The sequence below is a fragment of the Achromobacter sp. MFA1 R4 genome (genome assembly GCF_900156745.1).
Lineage (GTDB): Bacteria > Pseudomonadota > Gammaproteobacteria > Burkholderiales > Burkholderiaceae_B > Achromobacter.
The window spans coordinates 2,573,896-2,588,536 of record NZ_LT707065.1 but is presented as its reverse complement, the minus strand read 5'-3'; the positions used below and the strand labels follow the sequence as shown (position 1 = coordinate 2,588,536).

General features: G+C 68.9%; 11 protein-coding genes. 4 read left to right on the top strand and 7 right to left on the bottom strand.

What is annotated here, in order from left to right; all coding sequences use genetic code 11:
- Positions 1 to 117: 117 nt before the first annotated feature.
- From panC to BXA00_RS11835, 3 genes are read right to left on the bottom strand one after another with little or no spacing between them, the layout of a single operon-like run.
- Positions 118 to 972, bottom strand: a complete 855-nt coding sequence (gene panC, locus BXA00_RS11845) for a pantoate--beta-alanine ligase (protein WP_076518668.1) — start codon at positions 970 to 972, stop codon at positions 118 to 120.
- A gap of 34 nt (positions 973 to 1,006) precedes the next feature.
- Positions 1,007 to 1,897: a ScpA family protein gene (locus BXA00_RS11840; RefSeq protein ID WP_076518667.1), complete on the bottom strand. Its 891-nt coding sequence runs from the start codon at positions 1,895 to 1,897 to the stop codon at positions 1,007 to 1,009.
- Between the two features lie 16 nt (positions 1,898 to 1,913).
- Positions 1,914 to 2,102 carry a DUF3460 family protein gene (locus BXA00_RS11835; protein WP_076518666.1) on the bottom strand — a complete coding sequence of 63 codons (189 nt, stop codon included), beginning with the start codon at positions 2,100 to 2,102 and terminating at the stop codon, positions 1,914 to 1,916.
- Between the two features lie 98 nt (positions 2,103 to 2,200).
- Here BXA00_RS11835 and BXA00_RS11830 point away from each other — a divergent pair, with 98 nt between their 5' ends.
- Both BXA00_RS11830 and glpK read left to right on the top strand, forming a co-directional pair.
- Positions 2,201 to 3,655 (top strand): DHA2 family efflux MFS transporter permease subunit, encoded by a 1,455-nt coding sequence (locus tag BXA00_RS11830; RefSeq protein WP_076518665.1) that lies wholly within the window; start codon positions 2,201 to 2,203, stop codon positions 3,653 to 3,655.
- On the top strand, positions 3,642 to 5,168 hold the full coding sequence (gene glpK / locus BXA00_RS11825) for a glycerol kinase GlpK (RefSeq protein ID WP_076518664.1): 1,527 nt from the start codon (positions 3,642 to 3,644) through the stop codon (positions 5,166 to 5,168). Before BXA00_RS11830 ends, glpK begins: the two co-directional genes overlap by 14 nt.
- A gap of 45 nt (positions 5,169 to 5,213) precedes the next feature.
- Here the strand turns inward: glpK and BXA00_RS11820 are convergent, their stop codons facing one another.
- Entirely contained in the window at positions 5,214 to 8,828 is a 3,615-nt protein-coding gene (locus BXA00_RS11820; protein WP_076518663.1) for an indolepyruvate ferredoxin oxidoreductase family protein, read from the bottom strand.
- A gap of 228 nt (positions 8,829 to 9,056) precedes the next feature.
- Here BXA00_RS11820 and mutY point away from each other — a divergent pair, with 228 nt between their 5' ends.
- Positions 9,057 to 10,139: an A/G-specific adenine glycosylase gene (mutY, locus tag BXA00_RS11815; RefSeq protein ID WP_076518662.1), complete on the top strand. Its 1,083-nt coding sequence runs from the start codon at positions 9,057 to 9,059 to the stop codon at positions 10,137 to 10,139.
- Positions 10,140 to 10,160: 21 nt separating this feature from the next.
- Here the strand turns inward: mutY and BXA00_RS11810 are convergent, their stop codons facing one another.
- Positions 10,161 to 10,985, bottom strand: a complete 825-nt coding sequence (locus BXA00_RS11810) for a helix-turn-helix transcriptional regulator (RefSeq protein WP_076518661.1) — start codon at positions 10,983 to 10,985, stop codon at positions 10,161 to 10,163.
- 90 nt (positions 10,986 to 11,075) lie between these two features.
- Between BXA00_RS11810 and BXA00_RS11805 the strand changes: the two genes are divergently transcribed.
- Positions 11,076 to 11,846, top strand: a complete 771-nt coding sequence (locus tag BXA00_RS11805; RefSeq protein ID WP_076518660.1) for a class I SAM-dependent methyltransferase — start codon at positions 11,076 to 11,078, stop codon at positions 11,844 to 11,846.
- Position 11,847: 1 nt separating this feature from the next.
- Here the strand turns inward: BXA00_RS11805 and BXA00_RS11800 are convergent, their stop codons facing one another.
- Both BXA00_RS11800 and manD read right to left on the bottom strand, forming a co-directional pair.
- Positions 11,848 to 13,398, bottom strand: a complete 1,551-nt coding sequence (locus BXA00_RS11800) for a mannitol dehydrogenase family protein (RefSeq protein ID WP_076518659.1) — start codon at positions 13,396 to 13,398, stop codon at positions 11,848 to 11,850.
- A complete protein-coding gene (manD, locus tag BXA00_RS11795) occupies positions 13,386 to 14,597 on the bottom strand; it encodes a D-mannonate dehydratase ManD (protein WP_076518658.1) in 1,212 nt (403 codons plus the stop codon). Before manD ends, BXA00_RS11800 begins: the two co-directional genes overlap by 13 nt.
- Between the last annotated feature and the right edge of the window lie 44 nt (positions 14,598 to 14,641).

The window sequence follows — 14,641 nt, the reverse complement described above, 5'->3', positions numbered from 1 at the left end:
GGGGCGACTCGCTTGCAACGGAGGATTGCAAGCAGTCTGCGCCGCCAGCGCGCTATGCGTAAGCTGGCAATTCTGACAGGGGCGGATAAAAACGCCCCTCCCCGGCGGGCCGGGAAATCAGGCCGTGTAGGCCAGCTCCAGGTTGTCGATCAGGCGCGTGGAACCCAGCTTGGCGGCGGCCAGCGCCACGACGGGTTCGCCGGCCTGCAGGTCGGCCGCCTCGGGGCGCTTGAGGTCGCGCTGGCGGCGCAGGGCCACGTAATCCACCTTCCAGCCGCGCCGCGTCAGGCGGTCGGCGGCTTCGCGTTCCAGCGCGGCGGCGTCGCGTTCGCCAGCGGCCAGCCGGCGGCCGATCTCCTGCAGCTCGGCGTACAGGGCCGGCGCCTCGGCGCGCTCGGCGTCGGTCAGGTAGCGGTTGCGGGACGACAGCGCCAGGCCGTCGGCCGCGCGCACGGTCTCGTGGGCCAGCACCTCGACCGGCAACTGGAACTGACGGCACATGTTGCGCACCACCATGAGCTGCTGGTAGTCCTTCTTGCCGAAGACCGCCACGCGCGGCTGCACGCAGGAAAACAGCTTGAGCACGACCGTGCTGACGCCCTCAAAAAAGCCGGGGCGGAACTCGCCTTCCAGGATGTCGCCCAGGTCGTCCGGGGGCTGCACGCGGTAGCTCTGCGGCTCGGGATACATTTCGCGCTCGTTGGGCGCGAACAGCACGTAGACGTCGCGCGCCGCTTCGAGCTTTTCGATGTCGGCGGCCAGCGTGCGGGGATATTGGTCGAAATCCTCGTTCGGCCCGAACTGCAGGCGGTTCACGAAAATGCTGGCCACGACGGGGTCGCCGTGCTGGCGCGCCAGCTTCATCAGCGCAAGGTGGCCTTCGTGCAGGTTGCCCATGGTGGGCACGAACGACACGCGGTTCTGGCCGCGCAGGTGATCCCGCAATTCCTGGATGGTGTGTACGACTTTCAAGGGACTCTCCGGGGTGGGTGGCAGCCCGATAGGATCAGGCCGCTACCGCCGCCACGCTGGTGTAGGCCAGGCGCACGTAGATCGGCGCATACGGCTCGGCCTGCGTGATCTCCAGCAACGATTCGCGCGCCAGCTCCAGCATGGCGATGAAATGCACGACGACGACCGCCGCGGGCGCGCCCTCGCGGATGCGCTCCATGAACAGGTCGCCGAACTCCATGAATCGCACGTCGTTCAGCCGGCGCAGGATGTGCGTCATGTGATCGCGCACCGAGAGCTGCTCACGCGTGATGTGATGGTGCTGGTTCAGCTTGGCGCGCTTCATGATGTCGGCCCAAGCCGCGCGCAGGTCGTCCACGCTGACGTCGGGCAGCGCGCGCTCGACGCTCAGGTCGGCCACGGCCTGGCTGCTGACAAAATCGCGGCCCAGTTGCGGCAGCTTGTCCAGCTTCTGGGCGGCCAGCTTCATCTGCTCATATTCGAGCAGGCGGCGGACCAGTTCGGCGCGGGGATCCTCGGGCTCTTCGCCGGTGTCGGTCTTCTTGACCGGCAGCAGCATGCGCGACTTGATTTCGATGAGCATGGCCGCCATCAGCAGGTATTCGGCGGCCAGTTCGAGGTTGGTGATGCGGATCTGGTCCACATACGACAGATACTGCCGCGTGACATCCGCCATGGGGATGTCCAGAACGTTGAAGTTCTGCTTGCGGATCAGGTAGAGCAACAGGTCCAGCGGCCCTTCGAACGCTTCGAGGAAGACTTCCAGCGCATCGGGCGGGATGTACAGGTCCGTCGGCATCTGGAACAGCGGCTCGCCATACAGGCGCGCGAACGCCACGCTGTCGATGGTGTCGGGCGTGCTGTCGACGGACGGTTCCACTAGCTTGGCCAGGGCATCGCCGGGCACCGAGGGGGTCTGGACCATATTTGCCGCAAGGGTATCAGTCTGCCTGATACACGTACGGCCGTTGCGGCACGCGGGCCGCGCGGAAGCCTTCGAGCAATTCCTGGTCCTGCGGCTTGTCCCAGAGGCGGGCGCGTCCCTCGCGCTGGCGCTCTTCGGTGCCAGGGTGGGATTGCTTGTAGTCCTTCAGGAACTGGGTGATCTCGGATTCGTAGTTGGTTGCCATGGCACCAATTTCATTAGGTTGCAGATGTCCGGAGTTTACTTCACGGCGGCCCGATCCCCGGCGTTACAATCGTCAGGCTCCCATCGCCGCCTTCCGACATGCCCGCAGAATCCGCCGCCGCAGCCCGCCCCGTCCCGCCTTCATCCCCGGACGCGGTACGCGCGGCGCGCATGATCCCCTTCATTGTCGGGTGCGCGCTCTTCATGCAGATGCTGGACGCCACGGTGGTGGCGACCGCCCTGCCCGCCATGGCCCGGGCGTTGGGGTCCACCCCGGTGCGGCTCAACGTGGCCATCACCTCGTACCTGCTGGCCGTCGCCGTCTTCGTGCCCATCAGCGGCTGGGCGGCCGACCGCTACGGCGCCCGGCGGGTGTTCATCGCCGCGATCGGCCTGTTCACCCTCAGTTCCGTCGCCTGCGCCCTATCACAGGACCTGCCGCAGCTCGTGCTGGCGCGCATCGTCCAGGGCATGGCGGGCGCCATGATGGTGCCGGTCGGGCGGATCATCCTGCTGCGCACCGTGCCCAAGCACGACCTGCTCAAGGCCATGTCCTTCCTGTCGATCCCGGCGCTGCTGGGGCCCGTGATCGGCCCGCCGCTGGGCGGTTTCATGGTCACGTATATGTCGTGGCACTGGATTTTCCTGATCAACATCCCGATCGGCATCCTGGGCATCTGCCTCGTGCTGCGCTTTGTCGCGGAGATCCGCGAAACAGGGACGCCCCGGCTGGACTGGATCGGGTTCCTGCTCAGCGCCACCTGCCTGGCTACGCTGGTCAGCGGCTTCGAGGCCATCGGCCGCGACGTGATGCCGCTGCCCATGCTGCTGGGCCTGATCGCCGTGGGCATCGTCTGCGGCCTGCTCTATGGCGTGCACGCCCGCCGCGTCGAGCATCCCATCATCGACCTGTCCCTGATGCGGATCCCCACTTTCGCCATCTCCACCCTGGGCGGCAACCTGTGCCGCTTCGCCGTGGGCGCCACGCCGTTCCTCCTGGCCATGCTGCTGCAGGTGGGCTTCGGCCTCACGCCGTTTTCGGCCGGCCTCATCACCTTCGCCAGCGCCGCCGGCGCGCTGCTGATGAAATTCGTCGCCACCCCCATCGTGCAGCGCTTCGGCTTTCGGCGCGTGCTGACCCTGAACGCGCTGCTGACGGGCGCCTTCATCATCGTTTGCGGCGCCTTCAATGCGGCCACCCCGGTGTGGCTGATGATCGCCATCCTGCTGGTGGGCGGCTTCTTCCGGTCGTTGCAGTTCACGGGGGTAAATACGCTAACCTATGCCGACATCCCCGCTTCCAAAATGAGCCGCGCCAGCAGCTTCTCGGCGATGGCGCAGCAACTGGGCATCACCTTGGGCGTCGGGGTGGCCGCGGTCACGCTGAACATCAGCATGTCATTGCGCGGCGCCGAAACGCTGGCCGTCAGCGACGTGGTCGCGGGCTTTGTCGTCATCGGCCTGCTGTGCATGGCATCGACCTTCTCCTTTAGACGCCTCGACCCGCTGGCCGGGGCACACCTGAACGGCGCGAAAAACAGTGACGACGAATGAATTTGTCCTAGCCCTGGACCAGGGCACGACCAGCTCCCGGGCCATCGTGTTCGACCGCGACTGCGTGGTCCGCGGCGTCGGCCAACGCGAATTCCGCCAGCACTACCCGCGTCCGGGCTGGGTCGAACACGATGCCAACGAGATCTGGCACAGCCAGCTCGACGTCGCCCGCGAGGCCCTGCGCAATGCCGGGGCCACGGCGGCCGACATCGCCGCCATCGGCATCACCAACCAGCGCGAAACCACCCTCATCTGGGAACGCGCCACCGGCCGCCCGCTGGCCCGCGCCATCGTCTGGCAGGACCGCCGCACCGCGCCCCTGTGCGACAAGCTGCGCCAGGACGGCCACGGCGACTTCCTGCAGGCGCGCACCGGCCTGGTCGTGGACGCCTACTTCTCGGGCACCAAACTGGCATGGCTGCTGGAGCACGTGCCCGGCGCGCGCCGCATGGCCGAACGCGGCGAGCTGGCCTTCGGTACCGTCGACACCTGGCTCATCTGGCAACTGACCGGCGGCGCCGTCCACAGCACCGACCCCAGCAACGCCTCGCGCACCATGCTCTTTGACCTGCACACGCAGGACTGGAACGACGACATCCTGGCGCTGCTGGACATCCCGCGCAGCGTCCTGCCCCAGATCGCGCCCAGCAGCGCCATCGTCGGCGACGCCCTGCCCGAATGGCTGGGCGGCTCCGTGCCCATCGCCGGCGTCGCGGGCGACCAGCAGGCCGCCCCCTTCGGCCAGGCCTGCTTCACGCCGGGCATGGCCAAGAACACCTACGGCACCGGCTGCTTCATGCTGATGAACGTCGGCGACAAGCCCGTCCAGTCCAGGAACAACCTGCTGTCCACCGTCGGCTGGGGCCTGCCTCAGCCCGGCCAGGACAAATGGAAACCCGCCTACATGCTGGAAGGCGGCGTCTTCGTGGCCGGCGCCGCGGTCCAATGGCTGCGCGACGGCCTGGGCATCATCCAGCGCTCCGAAGACATCGAATCCCTGGCCGCCAGCGTCTCGGACACGGACGACGTCTTCATGGTCCCCGCCTTTGCCGGCCTGGGCGCACCGCACTGGGACCCCTACGCCCGCGGCACCCTGGTGGGCCTGACGCGCGGCACGACCCGCGCCCACATCGCCCGCGCCACGCTGGAATCCATCGCGCTGCAAAGCGCCGAACTGCTCACCTGCATGGACGCCGACAGCGGCATCGCGCTGACCGAGCTGCGCGTGGACGGCGGCGCCGCTCGCAACGACCTCCTGATGCAGATGCAGGCCGACATCCTGGGCGTGCCGGTCGTGCGCCCCCGCGTCCCCGAATCCACCGCCCTGGGCGCGGCGGGCCTGGCGGGGCTGGCGGTCGGCTTCTGGTCCGGCCAGGACGAATTCGCGTCCAAATGGCACGCCGAACGCACCTTCGAACCCACCTGGCCCCAGTCCGTCAGGGACGCTCGCATGAAACGCTGGCGCCAGGCGGTGGAACTGTCGAAAGGCTGGTCCGCAGGGGCGGGGAAGTAGGGGCGGGGAAGTAAAAGCGGGGGGAAGCCGGGGCGGCGGCGGCCATCAGGCCGCCCGCACCCCGATCGCCACCACCCTTGCGCTGAAGTCCTTCAACAACTCCTCCCGCATCGCCTCCGCCCGCGCCATCGACGCCTCCTTGACGTGCCCGTATCCCCGGATCTCTTCGGGCACGCTGGCCAACGCCACCGCCCGATCCAGATTCCCCCGGTTCAGCTTCGACAGGATCGCCGTCATCGTCTCGCGGTACTCGCGGATCAGTTCGCGCTCGGCCCGCCGCTCCTGCGTATAGCCGAACGGATCGAACCGGGACCCCCGCAGGAACCGCATCCTGGCCAGCGCCCGGAACACCTTCAGCATCCCGGGCCCATACGCCCGCTTCACCAGATGCCCGTCCTTGTCGCGCCGCGCCAACAGGGGCGGCGCCAGGTGAAAGCGCAGCTTCCAGTCCCCTTCGAACTGCTCGCCCACCCGCTTCAGGAACTCGCCGTCCGAATACAGCCGGGCCACCTCGTACTCGTCCTTGTACGCCATCAGCTTGAAGTAATAGCGCGCCACCGCCAGCGCCAGCCGGCTGGTGCCGGTGGCCTCGCGCTCGGCATGCGCCACCTTGTCCACCAGATCCGTGTACTGCTTGGCGTAGGCCTCGTTTTGATACTGCGCCAGGAACGCCTTGCGCACCGCCACCACCTGCGCCAGTTCCCCGGCGGGCTGTTTCAGGTCGACCACCGGGCCCGGCGCGCGCGGCCGCGTGATCTCGATGATGTCCTCCGGCGGCGCAGGCGGCACCCCGCCCGTGGCCATCAGGCGCGCCACCGCCGCCGGCTCGTGCGCCGCGCGCCGGCCCCACGCAAACGCGGCAAGATTGGCCGACACCTGCTGGCCGTTCAGCTCGATCGCACGCAACAGCGCCTCGCGCGACAGCGGAATCCAGCCCTTCTGGAAGGCATAGCCCATCATGAGCGGATTCGAATAGATGGCGTCGCCCAGTAACACCACCGCCATCGCCGCCGCATCCACCGCGTCCAGATTGTCCTTGCCGCAGGCGTCCCGCAGATCCGCCGTCAGCGTGGTCCCCGGCAGCGTCCAGGACGGGTTGGACACGAAGGCCGCCGTCGGCGCGGTCTCGCTGTTCAGCAGGACACGCGTGCGGCCGGGACTCACCCGGGCCATCGCGTCGGCGCTCGTCGCCACCACCAGGTCGCCGGCCAGCAGCAGATCGGCCTCGCCCATCGCCACCCGCGTGTTCAGCAGGTGATCGGGCGAGCCGGCCAGGACGACGTGCGAAAACACCGCGCCGCCCTTCTGCGCCAGCCCCGCCATGTCCAGCACCGAACAGCCCTTGCCCTCCAGGTGCGCGGCCATGCCCAGTAGCTGGCCGATGGTCACCACCCCCGTGCCGCCCACGCCCGCGATGAAAACGCCATAGGGCTGCGCCAGGTTCTGCAGACGCGGCAGGGGCACGTCCTCGTCGGGCGAGCCGCCCGCCTGCGCCAGCGCGGCCGGCTTTCTGAGCTTGCCGCCTTCAACGGTGACCAGGCTCGGGCAAAAGCCCTTCAGACAGGAGAAATCCTTGTTGCAGCTGGACTGGTTGATCTTGCGCTTGCGCCCGAACTCCGTTTCCAGCGGCTCCACGGACAGGCAGTTCGATTTCGTGGAGCAGTCGCCGCAGCCCTCGCACACCCGTTCGTTGATGACTACGCGCCGCGCCGGATCGGGATAGGCGCCGCGCTTGCGGCGGCGGCGCTTTTCGGTCGCGCAGGTCTGGTCGTAGACCAGCACCGACACGCCGGGATGTTCGCGCAGTTCGCGCATCACCGCGTCCAGTTCGTCGCGGTGGCGCACCGGCACGCCCGGCGCCAGGTCGGACACGTCCAGGTATTTGCCGGGATCGTCGGTCACGACCACGATCTTCTCGATGCCCTCGGCGGCCACCTGGCGCGTGATCATCGGCACGCTGATCGGGCCGTCCACGGGCTGCCCGCCCGTCATGGCCACCGCGTCGTTAAAGAGGATCTTGTACGTGATGGGCGCCTTGGCCGCCACGGCCGCGCGTATCGCCAGCAGTCCGGAATGGAAATACGTGCCGTCGCCCAGGTTCGCGAAGACGTGTTTTTCCGTGGTGAATGGCGCCTGGCCCAGCCACGGCACGCCCTCGCCGCCCATCTGCGTGTAGACGTCGGTGTTGCGGTCCATCCACCTCACCATGTAGTGGCAGCCGATGCCGGCCATGCCGCGCGAGCCCTCCGGCAGGCGCGTCGACGTGTTGTGCGGACAGCCCGAACAGAACCAGGGCTTGCGCTCTTCGACGACGCGCGGGCGCGCCAAAGCCTCCTCGCGCGCGCGGATGAATGCCAGCCGCGCCTCGATGCCCGCGCGCACGTCGTCCGGCAGGTCAAAGCGCAGCAGGCGCGCCGCGATCGCCTTGGCGACCATGGCGGGCGAGAACTCGTAATGCGCGGGCAGCAGCCAGTTGCCCTGCGGCACCGACCATTCGCCGCCGTCCTTGTCGTCGAACTTGCCCACCACGCGGGGAATCTTCTTGCCGCTGCCGATCCAGCTGAACAGCTCTTCCTTCAACTGGTATTCCAGCACCTGGCGCTTTTCCTCGACCACCAGGATCTCGTCCAGCCCCTCGGCGAATTGCTGCGTGCCCGCGGATTCCAGCGGCCACACCATGCCCACCTTGAACAGCCGCAGGCCGATGCGCCGGCACACGTCTTCGGACAGGCCCAGGTCCGACAGCGCCTGGCGCGTATCCAGGTAGGCCTTACCCGAGGTCATGATGCCGAAGCGCGCATCGGCCTGCGGCACGTGCCAGGGTTCGCGGTTCAGCCCATTGGCGCGGGCATAGGCCAGCGCGGCATACAGCTTGTAGTCCAGCAGCCGCGCTTCCTGCTGCAGCGGCGTGTCCGGCAACCGGATGTTCAGGCCGTCGGGCGGAAGCTGGAAATCCTCGGGCAGCGCGATGCGCACGCGATGGGGATCCACGTCGACCGACGCCGACACCTCGACGATGTCGGTGATGCACTTCATGCCCACCCACACGCCCGCATAGCGGCTCATCGCCCAGCCATGCAGGCCGTAATCCAGCACCTCCTGGACGCTGGACGGAAACAGCACCGGGATCATGCAGGCCTTGAGGATGTGATCGCTCTGGTGCGGCAGGGTGGAGGACTTGGCCGGGTGATCGTCGCCCGCCACCACCAGCACGCCGCCGTGGCGCGAGGTGCCGGCCGCGTTGGCGTGCTTGAAGACGTCGCCGCAGCGGTCCACGCCCGGGCCCTTGCCGTACCACATGCCGTAGACCCCGTCGTACTTCGCGCCGGGAAACAGATTGACCTGCTGCGTGCCCCACACGGCGGTGGCGGCCAGGTCTTCGTTGATGCCGGGCTGGAACTCGACGTGGTGCGCCTTCAGGTGCGCGGCCGCCTTCCACATGTTCTGGTCGACGCCGCCCAGCGGCGAGCCACGGTAGCCCGACACGAAGCCGGCCGTGTTCAAGCCCGCCCGCAGGTCGCGCACCCGCTGCATCATGGGCAGGCGCACCAGGGCATGGATGCCGCTCATCCAGGCGCGGCCGGATTCCAGGGTGTATTTGTCGTCGAGCTGGACGGATTCGAGCGCCGCGCGGACGGCGGGCGTAAGGGGGGCATTCATGTCTGCTCCAAGCTTCTGATGCCCCCACCAGCTTCTCGCGGCGCCCCAAAGCACGCGCGCGGGCCAACAAGGGCCGTGAAAGTGAAGTCCTGATGCGTTCGCGCTTCTTCGGGCCGAATCGCGCTGGCCGCGCCCGCCGCCCCGAAAACGGGGCCGGCAGGCGCGGGTCCTTTCGGTTGTAACCGCTGGCCCCCGGCCGGGCAATAGGGCGATGCGATAATTGCCCGCATGGACTTCGCCCCCCGCATCGTCGCCTGGCAGCGCCAGCATGGCCGCCACGATCTCCCCTGGCAAAACACCCGGGATCCCTACCGGATCTGGCTATCCGAGATCATGCTGCAGCAGACGCAGGTAGCCACCGTCATCCCCTATTACGAACGATTCCTGCAACGCTTTCCGGACGTCGCGGCGCTGGCCGCCGCCTCGCAGGAAGACGTGATGCCGTACTGGGCCGGGCTGGGCTACTACGCGCGCGCCCGCAACCTGCACCGCTGCGCGCAGGAGATCGTGCGCGACTGGGACGGACGCTTTCCGCCCACGGCCGAGGGCATCGCCACCCTGCCCGGCATTGGCCGGTCCACCGCCGCGGCCATTGCCGCGTTCTCGAACGGCGAGCGCTCGCCCATCCTGGACGGCAACGTCAAGCGCGTCTTCACCCGGCACTTCGGCATCGCGGGCGATCCGGCCAGGCGCGAGGTCGAGCAACGCCTGTGGGCGCTGGCGCACGCGCAGGTGGATGCCGCGCCGGGGCTCGACATGGCGGCGTACACGCAGGGGCTGATGGACCTGGGCGCCACGCTCTGCACGCGCGGCAAACCCGCGTGCGACCGCTGCCCGGTGGCCGACACCTGCGTCGCGCGGCGCGAGGGCCGCCAGGCCGAGCTGCCCACGCCCAAGGCGCGCAAGGCCATTCCCGAACGCGAGACCTGTATGTTGGTGCTGCGGCACCGGGGCGCCTTCCTGCTGCAGCAGCGCCCCGAGCCCGGCATCTGGGGCGGACTGTGGAGCCTGCCCGAATTCGACGTGGCGGGCGATCCCGACAGCGCATCGCGCGCGCTGGGGCTGGAGCCCGAACAGCGCTTCGAACTGGCCGCTTTCGCGCACACGTTCACGCATTACCGGCTGCACATCCGTCCGTGGCTCGTGCCCGTGCGGGCGGTCGGCGTGCGTGAATCGGCGCTGCCGCAGCGCTGGGTGCCGGCCGACAAGCTGGGAACCATGGCGCTGCCCGCGCCGGTCAAAAAGCTGCTGCAGGGCCTGGTGGACGCCGGGATGCAGGACAGCTTGTTTGGCGAGGAAGATGCGGCCTAGGTGTCAGACACCGGCCGACGATCACTCGCCCGCCCCGCTCAACAGCATCACCAGCTTCAAGTCCGGATGCGTCGCCAGCCGGAACGTGATCTGTTGATACGCCAGTCGGCCGCGCCGCGGATGCTGGAATTCGCGCAGGCCGCCTTCGCGCTCGACCACCGCATGGCGCGTCCACCAGTGTGAAAACACCACGCTCTGGCGGCTCAGGCTGTCCAGCAGCGACAGCACCGCCGGCTCGTCCAGGTGCGCGCCCGCGTCGGCGCGGAACTCCGCCACCACGCGGCGCGCGCGCTGGTCCCAGTCCACCACCAATTCGCGCGCGGCGGGATCCAGGAAGATGTAGCGCAGCAGGTTGGGCTCGGGATCGCGTTCGGGCCAGTTGTCGAACAGGTCGATGAGCGGCGCGTTGCAGGCCAGCACGTTCCAGGCGCGGTCCAGCACATAGGCCGGCGCGTCGATCGCGTTGACGCATTCCTGCAGCGGCCCGGGCGCGCCGCCCGCGTCGTCGCGGGCATGCTGGGGATCGGCGCAGTCGGCCAGGTCGAAGAGGTAGGCGCGCTCCGCGCGCGCCAGTTGGAGCACGCCCGCGATGCGCGACCACACCGACGGCGACACCGACACCTCGCGCCCCTGCTCGATCCAGGTGTACCAGGTGACGCTGATGCCGCAGAGCTGCGCCACCTCTTCGCGCCGCAGCCCCGGCGTGCGGCGGCGCGAGCCTTCGGGCAGGCCGGCCATCTGCGGCGTGATGCGCGAGCGCGCGCTGCGCACGAACTCGCCCAGCGCATGCCGGCGCAGGTGAGCGCCATCTTGGCCGGGAATGGCGGGCTGGGGGGAAGTAGTCATACCAGGATAAGCAATGGGCTTGTACGTGTATACGGGCCCGCCTATCTTAGCGCCTGCACCCCTTCCGCACGCCAGAAACAAGGATTTCCCATGACCGCCAGTTCCCACGACGCCGCCGTCGATCGCCAATTCAGCCCCCGCGCCGCCGCCTACCTGACCAGCGCCGTCCACGCGCAGGGCGAGGACCTGCTGCAGATGGCCGCCATCGCCGGCCGTCACCCCGGCGCGCGCGTGCTGGACCTGGGCTGTGGCGGCGGCCACGTGAGCTTTCACGTCGCGCCGCAGGTCGCGCACGTGACCGCCTACGACCTGTCGCAACAGATGCTGGACGTGGTCGCGGCCGAAGCCGCCAAGCGCGGGTTCGGCAATCTGGTCACCTGTCAGGGCAAGGCCGAGTACCTGCCGTTTGGCGACGGCGAATTCGACCTGGTGATGTCGCGCTATTCCACGCATCACTGGCAGGACGCCGGGCGCGGCCTGCGCGAAGCCTTCCGCGTGCTCAAGCCGGGCGGCACCGCGGTGTTCGCCGACGTGGTGTCGCCGGGCGAGCCGCTGCTGGACACCTGGCTGCAGACCATCGAAGTGCTGCGCGACACCTCGCACGTGCGCGACTACTCGGTGGCCGAGTGGACGCGCATGCTCACCGAAGCCGGCTTCACACTGCACGAACTGGCGCCGCGCCGCCTGCCGCTGGAATTCCAGTCCTGGGTCACGCGCATGCGCACGCCCGACACGCTGGTAGCCGCCCTGCGCCACATGTTCGAGATTGCCCCGGACGTGGTGCGCGCGCATTTCGACGTGCGCGACGACGCTTCCTTCACCAGCGACACGGCGACGATCGTGGTGAAAAAGCCGGCCTGATTCAACCCGGCGGCGGCGGATACCCGGCGGACAGGGTCCCGGCCACGCCCAGGCTGCGCAGGGACTGCGCGGCCTGCGCCAGTGCCTGCACAAAGCGCGGATCCTGGCCGAGGTCGCCAAACACCGGTTCCAGGCCCGCCATCGCGCCCGCCCACGCCAGCATCGCCGCCGGCCCCTCGCCCGCCTGACGCGCCGCCATCTCCGCCTGCGCGTGCTGACGCGCCAGCGCCTCGGCCATCGGATCCTGAATCTCGTAAGCCCGTCCGGCCTGATCCGATCCGCGCAGGAAATACAGCCACCCCGCCACCGCCAGCGCCAGCCCCGGGATCGGCGCCTGCGCCGCCAGCCGGTCCCGCACGGTGCCCAGCAGGCGCTGCGGCAGCTTCTGCGAGCCGTCCATCGCGATCTGCCGCGCCTGGTGGCGAAGCGCCGGGTTGGCAAACCGCTGCAACAGCCCGTGGCGATACTGCGCCAGATCCAGCCCGGGCAGCGGCGGCAGGGTCGGTTCGATCTCCTGCCGCATCAATTCGCTCAGGAAACGTCGCATGCCGGGCTGCGCCATCGCCTCATCGACGGTGGCCCAGCCCGCCATCACCGACAGATAGGCCAGCGCGGAATGCGCGCCGTTGACCATGCGCAGCTTAAGCGTTTCGAAGGGCGCGGCGTCGGCCACGAAGCGCGCCCCGCCCGCGGTCCAGTCCGGCCGGCCCGCCGCGAAGTCGTCTTCGACCACCCATTCCAGATAGGGCTCCGCCATCACCGGCCAGGCGTCGCGCACGCCCAGCGTCGCCGCCGTATCGCGCCGGTCCGCATCGGTCGTGCGGGGCACGATGCGGTCGACCATCGAGCACGGAAACGCGCACCCCGACGCGATCCATTCGGCCAGCCCGGCGTCGACCCGGGCCGCGAACGTCAGCACCAGCGCGCGCAGCAGGCGGCCGTTGGCCGGCAGGTTGTCCAGCGACATCACCGTCAGCGGCGCGCGGCCCGCCGCGCGGCGGCGCTGCAGGCCGTATGCCAGGAAGCCGATGACGCTGCGGGGCGATTCGGGGTGCGCAAGGTCGTGCGCGATGTCGGGATGGGCCAGGTCCAGCCGTCCGCTGGCCGGATCGTGGCAATAGCCTTTTTCGGTGACCGTCAGGCTGACGATGCGCGTGTCCGCCGCGGCAATCCGTTCCAGGACGGCGACGGGTTGCTCGGGCGCCACCAGCGTCTCCCGCAGGCAGCCGATCACGGCCAGGCGCTGCCGGGGCGCGCCGCCGCCGTCGGCGTCGCGCAAGGCCAGCGTGTACAGGCCGTCCTGCGGCGCCAGCGCATCGCGCGTGTCGGCCTGGCGCAGGGACACGCCGCAGATGCCCCAGTCCGGACCGGCCCCGGCGCGCAGCGCCGCGTCGTTCACCGCCGCCAGATGGGCGCGCGCAAACGCGCCCAGGCCCAGATGCACGATGCCGCACCGGAGCGCCGACCGGTCATAGCCCGGACGCGCCACATGCGCGGGCAGGCCCGGCAGCGCGGCGGCGCCCAGGCGCTTGCCTTCGCCTACCAGTTCCATAGCGTGCCGTCGTGCTGCAGCCGGTTCACCGGCAGATAGGCGCGCCGGTAGGGATATTTGGCGGCCAGCGCCTCGTCGATCTCCACTCCATGCCCCGGCACGTCGCCCGGATACAGCATGCCCTGGTCGAACGTGTACGCGTGCGGGAACACCGCGTCCGTTTCCTCCGTATGGCGCATGTATTCCTGGATGCCGAAGTTCGGCACCCACAGGTCGAAATGCAGCGCCGCGCCCATGCAGACGGGCGACAGGTCGGTGGCGCCATGGCAGCCGGTGCGCACCTGGTAGAGCGAAGCCAGGTCGGCGATGCGCCGCAGGTGCGTGATGCCGCCAGCGTGGACCACGGTGGTGCGGATGTAGTCGATGAGCTGGTTCTGCACCAGGTCCTTGCAGTCCCAGATGGTGTTGAAGATCTCGCCCACGGCCAGCGGCGTGGTGGTGTGCTGGCGGATCAGCCGGAACGCTTCCTGGTTCTCGGCAGGCGTCGCGTCTTCCATCCAGAAGAGGCTGTAGGGCTCGAGCGACTTGCCCAGCCTGCCCGCCTCGATCGGCGTCAGGCGGTGATGCACGTCGTGCAGCAGGTGGTGTTCAAAGCCCAGTTTCTCGCGGATGCGCTCGAACAGCTGGGGCGCATGGCGCAGGTATTTTTCGGTGGACCAGTCGTGCTCGCTGGGCAGGTCGGCGTCGGCGGGCTCGTAGAACAGGGCGCCGCGGCCCACCCCATACACCTTTTCCAGCCCGGGCACGCCGCTTTGCGCGCGAATGGCGCGGTAGCCCATGTCGGCGTAGCGCAGCACCTCGTCGACGGTGTGGTCGATGTCCGAGCCGTTGGCATGGCCATAGACCATCACGCCGCTGCGGCTCTTGCCGCCCAGCAGCTGGTACAGCGGCAGGCCGGCAGCCTTGGCCTTCAGGTCCCACAGCGCCGTGTCCACGCCCCCGATGGCGGTCATGGTGACCGGCCCGCGCCGCCAGTAGGCGCCCTTGTACAGGTACTGCCAGATGTCCTCGATCTGATGCGCATCGCGCCCGATCAGGCAGGGAATCACATGTTCGGTCAGGTAGGCGGCCACCGCCAGTTCGCGTCCGTTCAGCGTCGCATCGCCGATGCCGGTCAGGTCCTGGTCGGTTTCGATCTTCAGGGTCACGAAGTTGCGGCCCGGAGAACAGACAATCACGCGTGCATTCGTAATCTTCATCGTGGACTTCCGGCTACGTGGGGGGGAATGGCCGCGCGCGGCGG

Bases quoted from the DNA above. Each gene is read 5' to 3' on its own strand.
- BXA00_RS11840 (WP_076518667.1), bottom strand. From the start codon at position 1,897: ATGGTCCAGACCCCCTCGGTGCCCGGCGATGCCCTGGCCAAGCTAGTG.
- BXA00_RS11835 (WP_076518666.1), bottom strand. From the start codon at position 2,102: ATGGCAACCAACTACGAATCCGAGATCACCCAGTTCCTGAAGGACTAC.
- BXA00_RS11830 (WP_076518665.1), top strand. From the start codon at position 2,201: ATGCCCGCAGAATCCGCCGCCGCAGCCCGCCCCGTCCCGCCTTCATCC.
- BXA00_RS11820 (WP_076518663.1), bottom strand. From the start codon at position 8,828: ATGAATGCCCCCCTTACGCCCGCCGTCCGCGCGGCGCTCGAATCCGTC.
- mutY (WP_076518662.1), top strand. From the start codon at position 9,057: ATGGACTTCGCCCCCCGCATCGTCGCCTGGCAGCGCCAGCATGGCCGC.
- BXA00_RS11810 (WP_076518661.1), bottom strand. From the start codon at position 10,985: ATGACTACTTCCCCCCAGCCCGCCATTCCCGGCCAAGATGGCGCTCAC.
- BXA00_RS11805 (WP_076518660.1), top strand. From the start codon at position 11,076: ATGACCGCCAGTTCCCACGACGCCGCCGTCGATCGCCAATTCAGCCCC.
- BXA00_RS11800 (WP_076518659.1), bottom strand. From the start codon at position 13,398: ATGGAACTGGTAGGCGAAGGCAAGCGCCTGGGCGCCGCCGCGCTGCCG.
- manD (WP_076518658.1), bottom strand. From the start codon at position 14,597: ATGAAGATTACGAATGCACGCGTGATTGTCTGTTCTCCGGGCCGCAAC.